The 15,176-nt window shown below is 61.4% G+C and carries 12 protein-coding genes; 2 read left to right on the forward strand and 10 right to left on the reverse strand.

The genetic code is table 11. The features are described from left to right. Window positions 1-416 precede the first annotated feature (416 nt). Window positions 417-1,787, forward strand: coding sequence for a chromate efflux transporter (gene chrA, locus BLS27_RS20425; RefSeq protein WP_043210698.1), 1,371 nt, complete (start codon window positions 417-419; stop codon window positions 1,785-1,787). A gap of 56 nt (window positions 1,788-1,843) precedes the next feature. Here chrA and BLS27_RS20430 read toward each other — a convergent pair whose 3' ends face one another. The 8 genes from BLS27_RS20430 to arcD (BLS27_RS20465) form a co-directional block, all read right to left on the reverse strand. Continuing rightward, window positions 1,844-3,745, reverse strand: coding sequence for a potassium transporter Kup (locus BLS27_RS20430; RefSeq protein ID WP_043210696.1), 1,902 nt, complete (start codon window positions 3,743-3,745; stop codon window positions 1,844-1,846). 244 nt (window positions 3,746-3,989) lie between these two features. Further along, on the reverse strand, window positions 3,990-5,195 hold the full coding sequence (gene gltS / locus BLS27_RS20435; protein ID WP_043210694.1) for a sodium/glutamate symporter: 1,206 nt from the start codon (window positions 5,193-5,195) through the stop codon (window positions 3,990-3,992). 182 nt (window positions 5,196-5,377) lie between these two features. After that, the gene (locus BLS27_RS20440; protein ID WP_043210693.1) at window positions 5,378-6,886 is read right to left on the reverse strand and encodes a sigma-54-dependent transcriptional regulator; all 1,509 of its coding nucleotides are present in this window, start codon (window positions 6,884-6,886) and stop codon (window positions 5,378-5,380) included. Between the two features lie 101 nt (window positions 6,887-6,987). Continuing rightward, window positions 6,988-7,356: a DUF5064 family protein gene (locus BLS27_RS20445; protein ID WP_070574787.1), complete on the reverse strand. Its 369-nt coding sequence runs from the start codon at window positions 7,354-7,356 to the stop codon at window positions 6,988-6,990. 57 nt (window positions 7,357-7,413) lie between these two features. Continuing rightward, window positions 7,414-8,343 carry a carbamate kinase gene (gene arcC / locus BLS27_RS20450; RefSeq protein WP_043210691.1) on the reverse strand — a complete coding sequence of 310 codons (930 nt, stop codon included), beginning with the start codon at window positions 8,341-8,343 and terminating at the stop codon, window positions 7,414-7,416. Between the two features lie 119 nt (window positions 8,344-8,462). Beyond that, complete coding sequence (locus BLS27_RS20455) at window positions 8,463-9,473, reverse strand: ornithine carbamoyltransferase (protein WP_043210689.1); 1,011 nt, start codon at window positions 9,471-9,473, stop codon at window positions 8,463-8,465. 66 nt (window positions 9,474-9,539) lie between these two features. Next, window positions 9,540-10,793, reverse strand: coding sequence for an arginine deiminase (arcA, locus tag BLS27_RS20460; protein WP_043210687.1), 1,254 nt, complete (start codon window positions 10,791-10,793; stop codon window positions 9,540-9,542). 31 nt (window positions 10,794-10,824) lie between these two features. Continuing rightward, window positions 10,825-12,252: an arginine-ornithine antiporter gene (gene arcD / locus BLS27_RS20465; RefSeq protein ID WP_043210686.1), complete on the reverse strand. Its 1,428-nt coding sequence runs from the start codon at window positions 12,250-12,252 to the stop codon at window positions 10,825-10,827. A gap of 435 nt (window positions 12,253-12,687) precedes the next feature. On the opposite strand from arcD (BLS27_RS20465), the gene arcD (BLS27_RS20470) reads away from it, so the two are divergent. Then, complete coding sequence (gene arcD / locus BLS27_RS20470; RefSeq protein ID WP_090346647.1) at window positions 12,688-14,115, forward strand: arginine-ornithine antiporter; 1,428 nt, start codon at window positions 12,688-12,690, stop codon at window positions 14,113-14,115. On the opposite strand, the gene BLS27_RS20475 is transcribed toward arcD (BLS27_RS20470), so the two are convergent. Both BLS27_RS20475 and BLS27_RS20480 read right to left on the reverse strand, forming a co-directional pair. Further along, entirely contained in the window at window positions 14,095-14,511 is a 417-nt protein-coding gene (locus BLS27_RS20475; RefSeq protein ID WP_090346650.1) for a YbaN family protein, read from the reverse strand. The genes arcD (BLS27_RS20470) and BLS27_RS20475 overlap by 21 nt on opposite strands. Window positions 14,512-14,566: 55 nt before the next feature. Continuing rightward, complete coding sequence (locus BLS27_RS20480) at window positions 14,567-15,160, reverse strand: biliverdin-producing heme oxygenase (protein WP_090346653.1); 594 nt, start codon at window positions 15,158-15,160, stop codon at window positions 14,567-14,569. Between the last annotated feature and the right edge of the window lie 16 nt (window positions 15,161-15,176).

Below are 15,176 nucleotides of genomic sequence, written 5' to 3' on the forward strand. Positions count from 1 at the left end.
AGGGAAGTGGGCACGGTGGTTCCGCGCTCTTGGTTGTAATTCCCGTAGCAATAATGCGGCCAAGTCACTCCAGGCCTTGTAAATCAGGGGGTGAGTCCGAATGTGCGTGCGCTTAGGTCATCTGCCTGTAATGAAATCGCTACGCAGCAGTGACGATTGAAAAGCCTTGTCGGATCAAACCGTTGCGTAGACGGTGTCAACGCGCCGTGTATCGATTTCAATACGTCGTATCGAAATCGATACGGTTGCGGCGGTGTCCTGTTTCCGATCGCGGCTATCCTGTTGATTTTTGTCCGGTCCGGATTAATGTAACGCGACAATTCAGAAGCCTCGATGATCGCCTCGAGCGCGGCTGCGCGCGGATCCCGCCGCACGTCGCCGGAGGGTCTGACGGCGCTCTCATACGAGGAAACCCTATGGTCAAGAGACCCAGCGCGGTAAGCGAACAGTCGGCGTCGCATGCTGCCCGGCAGCCGGTCGGTTGGTTCGAAGCCTTCCTGTTCTGGCTCAAGCTAGGGTTCATCAGCTTTGGCGGGCCGGCTGGACAGATCTCGATCATGCATCAGGAGCTGGTGGAGCGGCGGCGCTGGATCAGCGAAAAACGCTTTTTGCATGCGTTGAACTACTGCATGTTGTTGCCAGGCCCCGAGGCGCAGCAACTGGCCACTTACATCGGTTGGCTGATGCATCGCTCTTGGGGTGGGTTGATCGCTGGCGCCCTGTTCGTGCTGCCTTCGTTGTTCATCCTGATCGGCTTGTCTTGGGTCTACATTGCTTTCGGTGAAGTGCCTGTGGTGGCGGGGATTTTCTACGGCATCAAGCCCGCGGTGACGGCGATCGTCGTGCACGCGGCTCACCGGATCGGCTCGCGTGCGCTCAAGAACGGCTGGCTATGGGCCATGGCTGCGGCGTCATTCGTGGCCATCTTCGCGCTCAACGTGCCGTTCCCGCTGATCGTGCTGGTGGCGGGGATCATCGGCTACCTGGGCGGGCGATTCGCGCCGAGCACGTTCGTGATCGGTGGTGGACATGGCGCGGCCAAGAGCAACCATGGGCCGGCGGTGATCGATGACGATACCCCCACGCCCGCACATGCACGTTTTCAGTGGAAGCATCTGTTGCGCCTGGTTGTGATCGGAGCGGTGCTCTGGACTCTGCCCATGGCGCTTCTGACGCTCTCGTTTGGCTGGAGTGGAACCCTCACGCAGATGGGCTGGTTCTTCACCAAGGCCGCGCTGATGACGTTTGGCGGCGCCTACGCGGTGCTGCCGTACGTCTACCAGGGCGCTGTCGGGCATTACGGTTGGCTCACGCCCACCCAGATGATCGATGGGCTTGCCCTGGGGGAAACCACGCCAGGCCCACTGATCATGGTGGTTGCTTTCGTTGGCTTCATCGGCGGGTATGTGTATCCGATGTTTGGCGCTGAGCACCCGTTTCTCGCCGGAGCAGTGGCGGCGAGCCTGGTCACCTGGTTCACCTTTTTGCCGTCATTTTTGTTCATTCTCGCCGGCGGCCCGGTGGTGGAATCGACGCACAACGAGATCAAGTTCACAGCGCCGCTGACCGGCATCACGGCTGCTGTGGTGGGCGTCATTCTCAACCTGGCGCTGTTCTTCGGTTACCACGTGCTTTGGCCGCAGGGCTTCAGTGGTGCATTCGATTGGCCGTCTGCGCTGATCGCCATCGCTGCGGCCATCGCGCTGTTTCGCTTCAAGCGTGGTGTCATTCAAGTGCTGCTGGCGTGCGCATTGGTAGGGTTGGCGGTGCACTTGCTGCGCACGTGATAGCGGTTGCCGGCCGATGTGTCGTCGGCCGGCTTGGCAGGCTTTGGCCCCTTGCCTCACATCTCGACCTGCGTACCGAGTTCGATCACCCGGTTCAACGGCAACTTGAAGTATCTCAGGTTGCTGTTGGCATTCTTGAGCAAGAAGGCGAACAGGTACTCACGCCACCGGGCCATGCCGATTCGCTTGGTCGCGATGACGGTTTCGCGGCTGAGGAAGTAGGTGGTACGCATGGGGCCGAAATCGAGGCCGTCGCGTTGGCATCCGCCTAGCGCCTTCGGTACGTCCGGCTCCTCCATGAAGCCAAAGTGCAGGGTCACGCGGAAGAAGCCTTCGCCGAAAGCCTCGACCTCGAAGCGTTTGTTGGCGCTGACACGCGGCTCGTCTTCGGACATGACGGTCAACAGGACAACCTGTTCATGCAGCACCTGGTTGTGCAGCAGGTTGTGCAGCAGCGCATGGGGCACCGCCTCGGCCCTGGCGGTGAGGAACACCGCCGTACCTTGTACCCGATGCGGAGGCTGGAACTGCAGGCTGGCGATGAACAGGTCGAGCGGCAGTGCGCTTTCGTCGAGTCGCTCGACGATGATCCGGCGGCCGCGCTTCCAGGTGGTCATCAGCACGAACAGGGCAACCCCGGCGATGACCGGGAAGGCTCCGCCTTGCAGGATTTTCGGCGCGTTGGCGGAAAAGTACAGGCTGTCGACCAGCAAGAAGCCCAGCAACAAGGGAACGGCCAACCAACGCGGCGCCTTCCACAGCAACAGCACCACCGCCGATGACAGCAGCGTGGTGATCAGCATGGTGCCGGTGACGGCCACGCCATAGGCGGCAGCCAGGGCGCTGGAGGATTCGAAGCCGATCACCAGTAGTACGACGCCGACCATCAGTGCCCAGTTCACCATACCAATGTAGATCTGGCCCTGTTCCTCGCTGGACGTGTGTTGGATGAACATGCGCGGTACATAGCCCAACTGAATCGCCTGGCGGGTGAGGGAAAAGGCGCCGGAAATCACCGCTTGTGAGGCAATGATGGTGGCAAGGGTGGCCAGCCCGACCATCGGCAACAAGGCCCAGCCGGGCGCCAGCAGATAGAACGGGTTGCGCACGGCGTCTGGGTTGCCCAGGATCAACGCGCCCTGCCCGAAGTAGTTCAGCACCAACCCGGGCAACACCAACACAAACCAGGCCCGCGCGATGGGCTTGCGGCCAAAATGCCCCATGTCGGCATAGAGCGCCTCCGCGCCGGTCAATGCCAGTACCACCGCCCCCAGAATGGCGACACCCATGCCCGGGTGGACAACGAAGAACTGCACCGCCCAAGTGGGATTGAGCGCTTGCAATACCTCGGGGCGCTGCGCGATGCCATGAACGCCAAGCGCCCCGAGCACCACGAACCACAGCACCATGATCGGCCCGAAGAGGATGCCGATGCGCGCTGTGCCGTGTCGCTGGATCATGAACAGCGCGACCAGTACCACCACCGAGACGGGCACGACCCAATGCTCGATGCCATCGAAGGCCAGTTGCAGCCCTTCGACCGCCGACAGCACGGAAATCGCTGGAGTGATCATGCTGTCGCCATAGAACAAGGCAGCGCCGAACAGGCCGAGCAACACCAGCACCCGGCTCAGTCGCGCATAAGGCGCCGCGGCCCGGTGCGCCAGCGCCGTCAGGGCCATGATGCCGCCTTCGCCCTGGTTGTCGGCCCGCAGGATGAACAACACGTATTTGATCGAGACGACCCAGATCAACGACCAGAACACTAACGACAGCACGCCCAATACGCCGGCTGCGTTGACCTGGACGCCATAGTGGCCTGAGAAGACTTCTTTGAGGGTGTACAACGGGCTGGTACCGATGTCGCCATACACCACGCCGACTGCGGCAACGAGCATGCCGACGCCTGAGGTTTTGCTGGGAAGGGTTTGATGTGCAGTGGTCGCAGTCTGGCTCACGGATGACTTCTCTGGACGGGCGGGTCGAGAGCGCGTGCCTTCCCTATGCTGCGCGCTTCCCTGGCGCCTGAACGGTCCATGCTGGCGCTACGCAGAGGCGCAACGCCGGCATGGACCGTTCAAGCAGCAAGCGCAGCCAGTATCGTTTCAACTGCTTTTGGTGAGTGTAAAAAGAGCGTAAAAATTGCCGCTGCGACCAGGGCCGTCCTGCCGCTGCCGCGTGTCCCGATGATTCAGTTGGTCGTTACACGGCGGCAAAAAATGGCAACGCCAAGTACAGCTTGATGACAATGGCGTTGATGATGTCGATGAAGAATGCCCCCACCATCGGCACCACCAGAAACGCTATCTGCGATGGGCCATAGCGTTGCGTCACAGCCTGCATATTGGCAATCGCCGTTGGCGTGGCGCCCAGGCCAAAACCGCAATGGCCGGCTGCAAGTACGGCAGCATCATAGTTGCGGCCCATGACCCTGAAGGTCACGAAGATCGCAAAGAGCGCCATCACCAATGCCTGGACTGCCAAAAGAATGAAGAACGGCAATGCCAGCGCCGCAAGATCCCATAACTTCAGCGACATCAATGCAATGGCCAGAAACAACGACAAACTGACATTGCCCATGACCGAAACTTCGCGCTCGAATACTTGATACAAACCAAACATCGAAAGCCCGTTTCGTAGCAGTACGCCTACGAACAAGACGCACACGAAGGTCGGTAGTTCGAATGCGGTCCCGTGCAGAAACTTATTCAATAGGGAACCTGCCAGTAAGCTGACCGAAATCAGCGCGATGGTTTCGATCAGAGAAAAGGGTGTGATCAGGCGCTCTTTGTTGGGTTGTTCAAACCCCTGTGGCAAGCGGGGCGTCTCTTGCTCGACACCCGGCGTCTGGACGCGGGCGATGAGCAAGCGTGCGACCGGACCACCAATCAAACCGCCCAACACCAGGCCGAACGTGGCGGAGGCCAGTGCCAGTTCGGACGCTGAGGCCAGACCGAACTTCTCGCTGAAGGTGGCTCCCCACGCAGCGCCTGTGCCGTGCCCGCCCGACAAGGTGATCGAACCTGCCAGCAAGCCCATCAGCGGGTCCAATCCAAGCGCCGTGGCAAGTCCGATGCCCATGGCGTTCTGGACCACCAGCAATCCGGTGACCACCAGCAGGAAGATGCCGACGACACGGCCGCCTTTCTTCAGGCTGGCGAAATCCGCACTCAAGCCGATGGTGGCGAAGAATGCCAACATCAAAGGTGTTTGCAGTGAAGTATCGAATTGGACCTGGATATCGAAACTGCGCAGTCCCAATAACACCACGGCGACCAGCAAGCCACCGGCGACCGGTTCGGGAATATTGTAAGTGCGCAGAAAAGCGATGCGTGCAACGAGGCCTCGTCCTAATAGCAGCACCAGGGAGGCGGCGACGAGTGTCCCATAGAAATCGAGCTCAAGCATGTGATGCGTACTCTTTGTAAATTCAGAAGAATATTTACTTGGGCGCGCCATTCTAGGGACGGCCATTACGCGAGTACGTAGGTTTATTCTGAAAGTTATCGGCTTATGACGGTTATTTTTGTGGTTTTATGCGTCACCCCGACGCTGGCGGGGCGCTGTCGAACCGAGGCGCGAGCCCCGCTTCATGCTTTGTTTGGAATCCCGTACTTGCGTAGCCGCTGGGCAATCGCGGTGTGGGAGGTTTGCAGGCGGCTGGCCAATTGGCGGGTGGACGGATAGCTCAGGTATAGGCGCTGCAGCAGATCGCGCTCGAAGGCCTGCACGGCCTGCTCGAGGCTGGCCACTTCGCCGTCCTGGCCACGGGCCACGGCGGTGCCGGCAATGTCCAGATCGTCGATGTCCACCAGGCTATGTTCGCTGATGGCTGCGGCGCGGAAGATCACGTTCTGCAATTGGCGCACGTTACCCGGCCAGGGGTTGGCCAAGAGCGCCGAGTGTGTGGCCGGGGCCAGGCGGCAGGGTGGGCGCTGGATCTGTGTGCAGGCCTGTTGCATGAAGAAATGCGCCAACAGCAGGATGTCCTGGCCACGTTCGCGCAGGGGGGGAACCTGCAGATTCAGCACGTTGAGGCGATAGAACAGGTCCTCGCGAAAGCTTCCCTCGGCCACCATGCGCTCCAGGTCGCGGTGGGTGGCGCTGATGATGCGCACGTCCACTTTGATTTCCCGGTCGCCGCCGACCCTGCGAAAGCTGCCGTCACTCAGAAAACGCAGCAGCTTGGCCTGAAGGTAAGGCGACATTTCGCCGATCTCATCCAGGAACACGGTGCCCTGGTTGGCCAGCTCCATCAGCCCCGGCTTGCCGCCGCGTTGTGCCCCGGTGAATGCCCCTGGGGCATAGCCGAACAGCTCGCTTTCGGCCAAGCTCTCGGGCAGGGCCGCGCAGTTCAACGCAAGGAATGGCGCGGCATGGCGACTGCTGATGGCATGGCAGGCACGGGCCACCAACTCCTTGCCGGTGCCGGTCTCGCCGTGCACCAGCAGTGGCGCGTCCAGGGCCGCGACGCGCAGGGCGCGGGCCTTGAGGGTGCGGATCGCCGGGGAGTCGCCGAGCAAGGCATCGAACCCTTCGGCATGGTCGTGATGCAGGGCCGACAGGCGTTCGCCCATGCGGTTCGGCGGGTAAAGCGTGAGCAGACCGCCAGCATGGGTGATCGGTGTAGCGTCGAGCAGCAAGCTCTGGCCATTGAGCTGCATCTCGCGCATCGGCAGGTGGAAATTGTTGTCCAGCAGAGCCTGCAGCAGACCTGGGTCATTGAACAGCTCGCCCACGGAGCGGCCGGCCGATTCGCGCCCGCACAGGGCGATCAACGCCGGGTTGGCCAGCAGCACCTTGCCTGCGCTGTCCACCGCCAGCACCGGGTCGCTCATGGCGGCCAGTAGAGCATCGAGCTGCAGGTGTCGGCGTTGGCCGGGAAGGATGTCGACCACTTCCACCGACTGCACGCCCTGGACTTCGAACAACGCATCGTGGAGCTCTTCGAGCACGGCAGGGCTAAGGGTGGGCGCATCGATGTAGACGTTCGGCGGCACCATCTCCACGGCGTCCAGGTTGAGATTGCGGGCACCGAGCAGGGCCAGGACTTCCTGGGTGATGCCGACGCGGTCGATGAAACTGACATGGATGCGCATGGGGTTGAGGGGGCTGTGGCCAGGGGAGGGCGGTAGTATGCCTCGGTCGGTCGATCAAGCCCAATATTGCCGGGGCCGCTGTGCGGCCCCTGATCGTGAAGTCATTCCAGGTGTTCAGGCTTGATCGGATCGCCCGATTTCACGTCCAGCTTCTCGCGGATGTCCTTGAACATCCAGTCGTAGATCTTGTGCGGCGAACCCAGGTTCTCGAATTTCTTGGGCGGCGCCAGGTAGGACTGGGCCCGGCGGGAGAGTTGCATGAGGAAGCTGGGCAGCACCTGGTCCTTGGCCAGGAAGAATTTTTCCTCGACCGTCTTGCCCTCGATGATGCCGTGCATGTGGAACTGGATGCCTCTGCCTTCCTTGGGGTCCGACGCGGCCTCGTATTCGATGTTCAAGTCATAGCTGTGGTCATTCTTGTTCAGCGCGGTGCGCTCGATATGGACATGACCGGGGTGGTATTGGGCCATTGACACGCTCCTCTGGAAGGTCGAAAACGGCGGGCGTCAGACGCCCGCCTACTGCATTCAACGGTAGCTGATCCCCGGCTTGGCGGTGGACACGCGGGTACCGGCGGTGCCTTTGACAATCTCTTCGATGTCCGACAGCGAGCCGATCACCGCCACCTTGCCGGTGTGGCGGGCGAAATCGCAGGCCGCTTGCACCTTGGGCCCCATGGAGCCGGCGGCAAAGCCCAGGCGTTCCAGTTCGTCGGGGTGGGCCTGGGCAATGGCTTTCTGGGTCGGCTTGTTGAAGTCGATGTATGCGGCGTTGACGTCGGTGGCAATCACCAGCAGGTCGGCATCGAGTTGTTCGGCCAGCAAGGCCGAGCACAGGTCCTTGTCGATGACGGCTTCGATGCCTTTGAGCTTGCGGTTTTCATCGTACATGGTAGGGATGCCGCCGCCGCCTGCGCAGATCACGATGCTGCTCTTTTCCAGCAGCCACTTGATCGGGCGGATTTCGAAGATGCGCTTGGGTTTGGGGCTGGCCACTACGCGGCGGTATTTGTCGCCGTCGGCCTTGACCACCCAGCCTTTCTCCTTGGCCAGGCGCTCGGCCTCTTCCTTGCTGTAGACCGGGCCGATGAACTTGGTCGGGTCCTTGAAGGCTGGGTCGTTGGCATCCACTTCCACTTGGGTCAGCAGCGTGGCGAACGGCACTTCGAAGGCCAGCAGGTTGCCCAGCTCCTGTTCGATCATGTAGCCGATCATGCCTTCGGTCTCGGCACCCAGCACGTCCAGCGGGTAAGCCTCGTCGGGTTTGTAGGACAGGCCCTGGAGCGACAGCAGGCCGACTTGCGGACCATTGCCGTGGGCGATGACCAGTTCGTTGCCAGGATGGATCTTGGCGATCTGCTCGGTGGCGGTGCGGATATTGGCGCGCTGGTTTTCAGCGGTCATGGGCTCGCCGCGACGCAGCAGGGCGTTGCCGCCCAATGCAACAACGATACGCATGGTGAATGTCCTTCTCAGGTCAGCTTCAAGCTTCAAGTCGCAAGCTGCAAGCAGAGGCGGGTCGGTGTGAGGCGCCGCGTTTCTTGTGGCTTGGAACTTGAAGCTTGCAGCCAATAGCGTTAGAGATCAGCCAGGGTCGACACCAGGATCGCCTTGATGGTGTGCATGCGGTTTTCCGCCTGCTCGAAGGCGATGCACGCTGGCGACTCGAATACGTCCTCGGTGACTTCGATGCCGTTGGCCAGGTGCGGGTACTGTTCGGCGATCTGCTTGCCGACCTTGGTCTCGGAGTTGTGGAATGCCGGCAGACAGTGCATGAACTTGGTGCGAGGGTTGCCGGTGGACTTCATCAGTTCCTTGTTCACCTGGTAGGGCAGCAGCAGCTTGATGCGCTCGCCCCAGGCTTCGACCGGCTCGCCCATCGACACCCAGACATCGGTGTGGATGAAGTCGACGCCCTTGACCGCAGCCTTGGCATCCTCGGTCAGGGTGATGCGTGCGCCGCTTTCTTCGGCGTACTGCTTGCAGCGCTGGACCAGATCGTCATGAGGCCACAGTTCCTTGGGCGCGGCGATGCGCACGTCCATGCCAAGCTTGGCGCCGATCAGCAGCAGCGAGTTGCCCATGTTGTTGCGGGCATCGCCCAGGTAGGCATAGCTGATATCGTGCAGCGGCTTGTCGCTGTGCTCACGCATGGTCAGCACGTCGGCGATCATCTGGGTCGGGTGGTACTCGTCGGTGAGACCGTTGAACACCGGTACACCGGCGAACTTGGCCAGCTCCTCGACGATTTCCTGCTTGAAGCCACGGTACTCGATGGCGTCGTACATGCGGCCCAGCACGCGAGCGGTGTCCTTCATGCTCTCTTTGTGGCCGATCTGCGAGGAGTTCGGGTCGATGTAGGTGACGTTGGCGCCTTGGTCATAGGCGGCGACTTCGAAGGCGCAGCGGGTGCGGGTCGAGGTCTTCTCGAAGATCAGGGCGATGTTGTTGCCCTTCAGGTGCTGTTGTTCGGTGCCGGTGTACTTGGCGCGCTTGAGGTCGCGGGACAGGTCCAGCAGGTATTTCAGCTCGCGGGTGGTGTGGTGTTCGAGGCTGAGCAGGTTGCGGTTGTGAATGTTGAACGCCATGACGGTTCTCCTTGAGTTCGGGTCGGCCCGGCCGTCGCCTTGTGAGGACGGCCGGGGAAATGGTCGTTAGTAGTCGATTGGGTCGCGAACGATCGGGCAGGTCATGCAGTGGCCGCCGCCACGGCCCCGGCCCAGTTCGCCGGCACTGATGGTGATGACTTCGATTCCGGCCTTGCGCAGCAGGGTATTGGTGTAGGTGTTGCGGTCGTAGCCGATGACCACGCCGGGCTCGACCGCCACCACGTTGTTGCCGTCATCCCACTGTTCGCGCTCGGCAGCGAAACTGTTGCCGCCGGTCTCGACCACGCGCAGCTTGACGCCCAGTTGCTCGCCGACCACCTCGATGAACGACTTGTTCTCGCGGCGCACGTCCATGCCGTAAGGCTTGCTTTCGTCCGGGCGAATGATGAACGGCACGATTTCGCGGACCACTTCCGGGAAAACCGTGACCAGGTCGCGGTCGCAGAAGCTGAACACGGTGTCCAGGTGCATGGCCGCGCGAGATTTAGGCAGCCCGGCGACGATGACTTTCTCCACCGCACCTTTGGCGAACAGGTTCTGTGCCAGTTGGCCGATGGCTTGGCGCGAGGTGCGCTCGCCCATGCCGATCAACACGATGCCCTTGCCGATCGGCATCACATCGCCGCCTTCGAGGGTGGCCTGACCGTGGTCTTTGTCCGGGTCGCCGTACCAGACCTGGAAGTCGGCTTTGGTGAACTCGGGGTGGAACTTGTAGATGGCGGTGGTCAACAAGGTTTCCTGGCGTCGTGCTGGCCAGTACATCGGGTTGAGGGTCACGCCGCCGTAGATCCAGCAGGTGGTGTCGCGGGTGAATTGGGTGTTGGGCAGAGGTGGCAGGATGAAGCTGGAATGGCCCAGGTAGTCGTTGTACATCTTGACCACGCTGGCACCTTCGCTTTCCGGCAGATCCTGGCCGGCCACACCGCCGATCAGGAATTCGGCCAGGTGACGCGGTTCCAGGCCTTCCAGCCAGCTGCGCACTTCGTTGGTCAGGCCGACACCGACGGTGTCAGGGGTGATCTTGCGGTCGAGGATCCATTTCAGTGCTTCGGGGTTCTGCACGATGTCGGTGAGCAGGTTGTGCATCTCCAGCACCTCGACGCCGCGCTCGCGCATCTTGGTGACGAAGTCGAAGTGGTCGCGCTTGGCCTGGTCGACCCAGATCACGTCATCGAACAGCAGCTCGTCACAGTTGCTCGGGGTCAGGCGCTTGTGAGCAAGACCTGGAGCGCACACCATCACTTTGCGCAGTTTGCCGGCTTCGGAGTGGACACCGTACTTCTGTTTTTCCGTGGACATGTTCATTCCTCCAAGAATGCGAAGACGTGGATCAAAGCGTCAGGAAGCCGTCGTAGAGTCCGTAGGCGGCCACCAGGGCGCCCACCACGACGGCGGCAAAGATCAGTTTTTCAACCGAGGTGAAGATCGGTTGGCCGACCTCGCGCTTGGCCTTGGCGAACAGGATCGCGCCAGGGGCATAGAGCAGGGCCGAGAGCAGCAGGTATTTCACGCCGCCGGCATACAGCAGCCAGATGGCGTACAACAGGGCGATGCCACCAATGATCAGGTCTTTCTGGCGTTCGGCCAGGGCCTGTTCGTAGGTTTCGCTCCGTACCGCAAGCAGCACCGCATAGGCCGCCGACCACAGGTAAGGCACCAGGATCATCGAGGTGGCGAGGTAGATCAGCGACAGGTAGGTGCTGTTGGAGAACAGGGTGATGACCAGGAAGATCTGCACCATGGCGTTGGTCAGCCACAGCGCATTGGCCGGCACATGGTTGGCGTTCTCGCGGCGCAGGAACTCCGGCATGGTGTGGTCCTTGGCCGCGGCGAACATGATCTCGGCGCACAGCAGCACCCATGACAGCAGCGCACCGAGCAGCGAGATGATCAGCCCGACGCTGATCAGCACCGCGCCCCAGTGCCCGACCACGTGCTCGAGCACGGCAGCCATCGAGGGGTTCTGCAGCTTGGCCAGTTCCGGTTGGGTCATCACGCCCAGCGACAGTACGTTGACCAGCACCAGGAACAGCAGCACGGTGATGAAACCGATGACGGTAGCCTTACCTACGTCGGAGCGTTTTTCCGCCCGGGAGGAGAAGATGCTCGCGCCCTCGATGCCGATGAACACCCATACGGTGACCAGCATCATGTTGCGCACCTGGTCCATCACGCTGCCTAAGTCAGGGGAGCCTTTACCCCAGATGTCGGCGGTGAAAATGTCCAGCTTGAAGGCGAACAGGCAGATCAGCGCGAACAGCGCCAGTGGCACGACCTTGGCCACGGTGGTGACCAGGTTGATGAACGCCGCTTCCTTGATGCCGCGCAGTACCAGAAAGTGCACCGCCCACAGCAGGATCGAGGCGCCGATCACGGCCGCCGGCGTGTTGCCCTCACCGAAGATCGGGAAGAAATAGCCCAAGGTGCTGAACAACAGGACGAAGTAGCCGACGTTGCCCAGCCAGGCGCTGATCCAGTAGCCCCAGGCTGAGGAAAAGCCCATGTAGTCGCCGAACCCTGCCTTGGCGTAGGCATACACCCCGCCGTCCAGATCCGGTTTGCGATTGGCCAGCGTCTGGAACACGAAGGCGAGGGTCAACATGCCGACCGCCGTGATGGCCCAGCCGATCAATACAGCACCGACACCGGCGCTGGCGGCCATGTTTTGCGGCAACGAAAATATCCCGCCGCCAATCATGGAACCGACGACAAGTGCAACAAGTGCACCCAGTTTTAGTTTTCCGGGAGAATCAGACATTTAACAACTCCATGCCAGGAGAAAGTTGACCTCAGAGTAAATCCGACGCCTGTGCCATGTGCTGACATGGGTCAGTTTCATGGTGATGCGAAGTAGGAAAACTCCTTCACATGACTCCTGGAGAGTGCCGACTGCTTATGCTGCAGGCCTTATGCGCTGGCACCTCCGTGTCCTTCTAGAGCAAAAGCTCGTGTGGCCTGCGAGGTTTCAAGCTAGCCGCTTTTGGGCAATAAGCAAATTTTCGAGAAAACCCCGTCTTAACTATGTTTGTCACTGACCTGCCTCATGGAACGCGCAGTATTAATGCCAACTATATAGACCGACTCGTTATGAGGGTTTTAGCCTTGATCGCTTGGTCTAATATGAGTTGACCGCTCCGTTATAAGAATCAACAAGGTGTTTCATGCGTATGACAACAGCCCAAAGGGGAGCCCTATGAGTGAACCGGGACAGAAGCTACGCCTGGGTGCGTTGATCGCGCTGGTGGTCGGCTCGATGATCGGCGGTGGGATCTTTTCGTTGCCGCAGAACATGGCGGCGCGCGCCGATGTGGGCGCGGTGCTGATCGGTTGGGGCATCACTGCCGTGGGCATGCTGGCACTGGCGTTCGTGTTCCAGACCCTGGCCAACCGCAAGCCGGAGCTGGACTCAGGGGTGTACGCCTACGCCAAGGCCGGCTTTGGCGAGTACATGGGCTTTTCCTCGGCCTGGGGGTACTGGATCAGCGCATGGCTGGGCAATGTGGGCTATTTCGTGTTGCTGTTCAGCACCCTGGGTTTCTACTACCCGGTCTTCGGCGAGGGCAATACGCCGGTAGCCATCGCCTGTGCGTCTTTGCTGTTGTGGGCAGTGCACTTTCTGGTACTGCGCGGCATCAAGGAAGCGGCGTTCATCAACCAGGTGACCACCGTGGCCAAGGTGGTGCCGCTGCTGATCTTCATCGTCATTGCCGCCTTCGCCTTCCGGGCCGATATCTTCACCCGTGACATCTGGGGGCTGAGCAACCCCAAGTTCGGCAACGTGCTGGAGCAGGTGCGCAACATGATGCTGGTGACCGTGTTCGTGTTCATCGGCATCGAGGGCGCCAGTGTGTATTCGGGGCGGGCGCTGCATCGCTCGGACGTGGGCAAGGCCACGGTCATCGGCTTTCTCGGGGTGCTGGCATTGTTGGTGCTGGTCAATGTGCTGTCGTTGGGGGTGATGACCCAGCCAGAGCTGGCCAATCTGCAGAACCCCTCGTTGGCTTCGGTGCTGGAACACATCGTCGGGCCCTGGGGCGCCTTGCTGATCAGCATTGGCTTGGCGATATCGCTGCTGGGTGCGCTGCTTTCCTGGGCGCTGCTGTGCGCCGAGATCCTCTTTGCCACGGCGCGGGACCAGACCATGCCGCGTTTCCTGGCCAAGGAGAACGCCAACCATGTACCGGCCAACGCCCTGTGGCTGACCAATGTGATGATTCAGGGCTTCCTGCTGATCACATTGGTCTCGGCGGGCACCTACACCAGCCTGATCTACCTGGCGTCGTCGATGATTCTGGTGCCGTACTTCTGGTCGGCGGCCTACGCGGTGCTGCTGACCCTGCGTGGTGAAGGCTATGCCGAGCAGCCGCAGTTGCGTCGCAAGGACCTGGTAGTCGCCCTGGTGGCGCTGCTCTATGCCGTCTGGTTGCTGTATGCCGGGGGGCTCAAGTACCTGCTGCTCTCGGCCCTGCTCTATGCGCCGGGCGTGATCCTGTTCGCCCGAGCCAAGCACGAACAAGGCAAGGCGTTGTTCACTGGCTGGGAAAAGCTGATCTTCGCAGCGGTGCTGGCCGGAGCGGGGCTAGCGGCCTACGGCTTGTATTCAGGGGTGCTGAGTTTGTGAGGGGCAGGGCGGGACAGGTCGCTCCGGGCGCGACCAGATCCACAGATTGCCCAGGGTCATGCCGCCAATGGCCAGAAATACTGGCCAGCGATGCTCGAAGAACGCCAGCATCAGCCCCGCGCACAGCAGCATGCTGAGCGTGGCGCTGACCTTGGCACGGCGCTGGATCACCTTGCCATTGCGCCAGTTATGGAGGATCGGCCCGAACAACCGATGGTTTTCCAGCCAGGCGCTCAGACGCGGGGAGCTGCGAGTCGCTGCCCAGGCGGCCAGGAGAATGAATTCGGTGGTGGGCAGGCCGGGTACGACGATCGCGACCAGCCCAATACCCAAGCTGACATAGGCCAGGATTGCGTAGAGCAGGCGGGCGAGTTTCGAGCGGGCTGGTCGGGTCATGGTCTCACTGCGAAAAAACGGTCCGGCCAACGGAGCGGTGACCGGGTGAAGCCTCTCAGGCCAGTGCGGCATCCGCGGCATAGGCATGCTTGAGCAGTTCGGTGAAGCGCTCGAAGGCCGCCACTGCGCCACGTTCGGCGGCGGCATCCTCCTCGGCCGAAAGCTCGAGGTTATCGAGGATTCGGGTGAACTGCTTCCAGCCTTCGGCGCGACCACCGGCCGGCTCGCCCAGATGACGGGCGCCGAAGCTGTCGGACAGCCCAAGAGCCACGGCACGCTTGATCAGGAACGCGGCGCCCAGTTTGGAGCCTTCGGAGACGAAGATCCAGCCCAAGGCCTGGCCCAGGCTCGGCCCTTGCAACGCGCCGGGCAAAGGGGCGGGAACGTCGGTGTCCAGGTCGGCCAGGTCCAGACGTGCCTGCTCGGCACGGCAGCGCTGGGCCAGGTCCGGCACGATGGTGATCAGTCGCGGGTCGTTGTACAGGGCCTGCAGTTCGGACTGGAACAGGTACTGGGCGACCACGAAGCGGGCGAAGCTTTCGCGGCTGTCGAATGGCTTGTGGGATTTGACCAGGGCGTCCAGCTCGGCGTGCGGTGCGTGGGTGACCTGGTTCAGGCGCTGCGAGCGCAGGGCGGGGGTGGCGGTCATGGAAAGGTCCTTGGCA

It is taken from the genome of Pseudomonas guariconensis (assembly GCF_900102675.1).
Classification (GTDB): Bacteria; Pseudomonadota; Gammaproteobacteria; order Pseudomonadales; family Pseudomonadaceae; genus Aquipseudomonas; species Aquipseudomonas guariconensis.